Source organism: Methylorubrum zatmanii (genome assembly GCF_014845115.1).
Taxonomy (GTDB): domain Bacteria; phylum Pseudomonadota; class Alphaproteobacteria; order Rhizobiales; family Beijerinckiaceae; genus Methylobacterium; species Methylobacterium zatmanii.
This window is the reverse complement of the sequence record NZ_NKUI01000252.1, coordinates 1-4190: the sequence shown is the minus strand read 5'-3', so window position 1 is coordinate 4190 and position 4190 is coordinate 1. Positions and strand designations below refer to the sequence as shown.

Below are 4190 nucleotides of genomic sequence, written 5' to 3'. Positions count from 1 at the left end.
AAAATCCGGGGGACCCTCATGAGATCCGGAAGCTCACCTTCCGGCCGGACCAAAATCCGGGGGACCCTCATCGGCGGTGCGGTCTTTCTCTCTGCCCAGGCGCGGCCGCGATCCGCGGCCTTTGGACGCTGCGTCCTGATCCCAGCCTTCGTAGAATCACCCCGCAGGCGGACGACGCGTCGAGGATACGCCGATGACATTCCTTCGCTACGCCCCCGACATCGAGACGCCCGCTCCGGACGAGCAGAAGTCCATCGACGGCATCATCAGGGGATGACCCAACAGTCGCAGGTGGTGGAGAAGCGCGAGCACCACGCCGTACGCGCGAGCCACGCCCAGAGCTCGGCCTGCGTCGTCGGGGAGCTGATCGTTCCAGAGAACGAGGCCGTCGCGTGCGACGAAAGGTCGATCTTATACCAAGCTGCATGGAACATGACCGATGGTCCTGTTCCATGCGTCCGGCGGACATCCGCCGCCGCCGAGGCCTTGTCCTCTTGCGCGCGGGCAATCGGCGATGAGTCAGGATCATCGCCGATTGGTATTACTCGCCCGGTCCGACTCGCCCGCCCCGAGCATTTGTCCACGCGGGAGCCTCCGAGGCCTTGGGGAGTTGGCCGGCATATCCCTCTGAGAGTGCCAACCATGAAGTTTCCAGCGAGCGCCCGTATCGGGCTGGCCACAGCCTCAATGGCTAGCGCCGCGACGCTAGCGCTTCCCGCCGCAGCCCAGAACATGGCTCCCGGTGCGGGCAACCTCACCCAGGTGGCGAGCTTCGAGCATCAAGTCACGGGCATCACGGTAAGCCGCGACGGGCGCATCTTCGTCAACTTCCCCCGGTGGAGCGAGGACGCACCGGTCTCGGTAGCCGAGTTGAAAGGCGGCAAGCTGATCGCCTATCCGAACGACGACTGGAACAGCTGGCGCAATGCCAGGAAAGACGAGATCGATCCCAAAACCCACTTCGTCTGCGTCCAGAGCGTCGTCGCCGACGCCCAGGATCGCCTCTGGGTGGTCGATGCCGCCGCGCCGGCCATGGCACATGTGGTCAAGGACGGAGCCAAGCTTGTCGGGATCAATCTGAACACCAATCAAGTCGTGAAGACGATCCCGTTCGACACCGGCACCGTCCTGCAAGCCTCCTACATCAACGACGTGCGGATCTCGCCGGATGGAAAGACCGCCTACCTAACGGATTCAGGTGCCGAAGGTGCGCTGATCATCGTCGATCTCGATAGCGGCTCGGCCAAGCGCGTCCTGTCCGGCCACCCCTCTACCATGCCGGACAAAAGCGTGACCGTGCAGTACGACGGCAAGCCCTTGCGCCGCCCTGACGGCCGCGGCGTCGAATTCTCGGCTGATGGCATCGCGCTCTCGCCAGATGGCAAGACGCTCTATTGGCAGGCAATCAAGGGCAAGACGCTCTACAGCCTCCCAACCGACGCGCTGACCGGTTGGGCAACAGCGTCCTTCGTGCCGGAGATGCTGAGCGACAGGACCCTAAGCGGAAAGATCGCCACGGTTGGGGAGAACGGCCCAGCCGACGGGCTGCTGATCTCGCGCAAGGATGGGCGAATGTACGTGACCTCTCCGCAGGACAACGCAGTGAAGGTGCGCGATCTATCCAAGGCGAACAGCGGGCTGACGACGTTGGTGCAGGACGACAGGCTCCGCTGGCCAGACACGTTCAGCGAAGGACCCGACGGCACGATCTATGTGACGACGTCCCACATTCAGGATTCGGCCGACTACAAGCCCGGCGCCCCTATCAGCCTGCCGACCGAGCTCTGGGCCATCAAGCCCACTCAGGGGGAGGTGAGCGGATCGACCGGTTCAGCCACCTCTCGCTAAGGACTAACCGGTTTCCTGCGGCTCACTGAAGCCTTCCCGGATCCTATCGCGACGAGACTTCGCGTTTCGGGACATGCCGACACACTCGGCATGTCCTTGCATTCAATCACTCATGGTGCATCACCCCCTAGCGAGCCGCGGCGCGTCTCAGCTCTCACTGGTGAGAGCGAAAGCTCCCTCGTCTTGTGATCGGATCTGGGCGGAGCCAAATGGCCCATCTGCCGCTTCGTCTACATTGGCGGCGTCCTCAGCATCTTGCACTCACAATCCCGGACAGCGACCCCGGATACGTCCTGATCGAGGTTCGCTAAGCCGCTTTGGACATCTCGGGGGCGGATGGGGCATCCATCGCGCGCATGTAAACGTAATGTAGGGTCGCGTGCTCGTCGCACTCGTCTTCATCCTGCTTACGGATCTTGAGCATCTCCTTCAGGACCTTGACGTCGAGGCCCTCACCCTCTGCTTCGGCGAAGACTTTTTTCTTAGCCTCCATGGGATCCTTGACCTCTTCCTCAATCCGCTCGATGGGCTCGATGATCGAACGGATGCGGTCGCCAGCCACGGCCACCGTGTCGGTCATGCGATCCTCATGCTTAGCCGAGGCGGCAATCTGCTCCGGTTGAGTAAGCGAGCGGTTAAGCCCAACAGTCCAAGAATGACGACCTTCGAGAAGCTTCGATAGGCGCGCATCCGTCTGGGTTGGGTCGGAGGCGGAACGTCCGCTTCAGGGTCACGGGCGAGGGTCGGCTCCCCACCGAGGCTGTGTGAAAACGCTGCTGTTCTGATAGTCTCTGCGGGACGGCGGAGGCGGCTATGGCGCGTTTTGTTTGTGGTGCTGATCGCCATCAAGTCACGCTTCTGCCGAACCGGCTGGACGATTACGTATCCGAGGACAATTCGGTGCGCGTCGTCGATGCATTCGTCGACGAACTCGATCTCGCGGCTCTGGGTTTCGACGGCGTGGTGCCGGCCACGACGGGCCGGCCCGGCTACCATCCCGCAACGCTGCTGAAGATCTACCTCTACGGCTATCTTCACCAAGTCGCCTCCAGCCGCCGCCTGGAGCGCGAGGCCGGCCGCAACGTCGAGCTGATGTGGCTGACCGGCCGCCTCGCCCCGGACTTCACGACCATCGCCGACTTCCGGCGCGACAACGGTCCTGCGATCCAAGCCGCCTGCCGCCAGTTCGTGGTGCTGTGTCGCCAACTCGGCCTCCTGGCCGGTGGTGTCGTGGCGCTGGACGGCAGCCGCTTCAAAGCGGTGAACGCCCGTGATCGCAACTTCACCCCAGCCGCGGTCCGGCGCCGCATCGAGCAGGTCGAGGCGAGCATCGCACGCTATCTCGCCGCCCTCGACACCGCCGACCGCCAGGAAGACGAGGTCGCGCGCGTGCGCAAGGTGCGCATTGCCGAGCGTCTGGACGCCCTGCGGACGCGAATGCGCGAGTTGCAGGCGATGGAGACGCTCGTCGAGGCTGCCCCCGACCGGCAGATCTCGCTGACAGACCCGGACGCGCGGGCGATGGCCACGAGCGGTAAGGGCACGGGGATGGTCGGCTATAACGTGCAGGCGGTCGTCGACACCGAACATCATCTGATCGTCGCGCATGAGGTGACCAACGTCGGGCACGACCGCACCCAGCTGGCGCACATGAGCCGCCAGAGCCAGGTGGCGACCGGGCATGAAGGGCTCAGCGTGCTGGCCGACCGGGGCTACTTCTCGGGCGAGGAGATCCTGGCCTGCGAGCAGGCCGGCATCGCGGTGACACTGCCCAAGCCGCTGACCTCGGGCGCCAAGGCGGAGGGGCGCTTCGGCAAACAAGACTTCGTCTACGAGCCAGAAGCGGACGCCTACCGGTGTCCGGCCGGCGAGCGGCTCTCCTACCGTTACACGAACGTGGAGGGCGGACTGACGCTACGCCGCTACTGGACGACGGCCTGCCACGACTGCGCGATCAAGGCACGCTGCACGCCGGCCAAGGAGCGGCGGGTGACGCGGTGGGAGCACGAGGCTGTCCTGGAAGCCGTACAGCGCCGGCTCGACGCGGATCCTCATGCGATGCGCACGCGGCGCCAGACGGTCGAGCACGTGTTCGGGACGCTCAAAGGCTGGATGGGGGCGACGCACTTCCGGATGCGACGGTTGAGAAACGTGGCCACCGAGATGAGCCTGCAGGTCCTGGCCTACAATCTGAAGCGGGTCATGGCGATCTTCGGAACCGGGCCTCTCCTCACCGCCCTGCGGGCATGAGTGAGGGCACGCGGCACCTCGCACCCCGTCACCAATCCGCGCCGACACACCCAACCGCGTTCTCACACAGCCTCCACCCCATCCGGACCTTC

The 4190-nt window shown here is 64.5% G+C and carries 3 protein-coding genes and 1 pseudogene; 3 read left to right on the top strand and 1 reads right to left on the bottom strand.

All coding sequences use genetic code 11. The features are described 5' to 3' along the window. Positions 1-193: 193 nt before the first annotated feature. Together MZTS_RS25620 and MZTS_RS22700 are read left to right on the top strand one after the other, a co-directional pair. Positions 194-381 (top strand): annotated as a pseudogene (locus MZTS_RS25620) (catalase); the annotation flags it as partial. A gap of 261 nt (positions 382-642) precedes the next feature. Next, a complete protein-coding gene (locus tag MZTS_RS22700; RefSeq protein ID WP_192285515.1) occupies positions 643-1848 on the top strand; it encodes an L-dopachrome tautomerase-related protein in 1206 nt (401 codons plus the stop codon). Positions 1849-2155: 307 nt separating this feature from the next. On the opposite strand, the gene MZTS_RS22695 is transcribed toward MZTS_RS22700, so the two are convergent. Continuing rightward, positions 2156-2428 carry a GapR family DNA-binding domain-containing protein gene (locus MZTS_RS22695; protein ID WP_009866362.1) on the bottom strand — a complete coding sequence of 91 codons (273 nt, stop codon included), beginning with the start codon at positions 2426-2428 and terminating at the stop codon, positions 2156-2158. A 233-nt stretch (positions 2429-2661) separates the two neighbouring features. Here MZTS_RS22695 and MZTS_RS22690 point away from each other — a divergent pair, with 233 nt between their 5' ends. Further along, positions 2662-4098: an IS1182 family transposase gene (locus MZTS_RS22690; protein ID WP_192285514.1), complete on the top strand. Its 1437-nt coding sequence runs from the start codon at positions 2662-2664 to the stop codon at positions 4096-4098. The last annotated feature ends 92 nt before the right edge of the window (positions 4099-4190 follow it).

Coding starts and splice junctions, on each gene's coding strand:
- MZTS_RS22690 (WP_192285514.1), top strand. CDS start 2,662: ATGGCGCGTTTTGTTTGTGGTGCTGATCGCCATCAAGTCACGCTTCTG.
- MZTS_RS22700 (WP_192285515.1), top strand. CDS start 643: ATGAAGTTTCCAGCGAGCGCCCGTATCGGGCTGGCCACAGCCTCAATG.
- MZTS_RS22695 (WP_009866362.1), bottom strand. CDS start 2,428: ATGACCGACACGGTGGCCGTGGCTGGCGACCGCATCCGTTCGATCATC.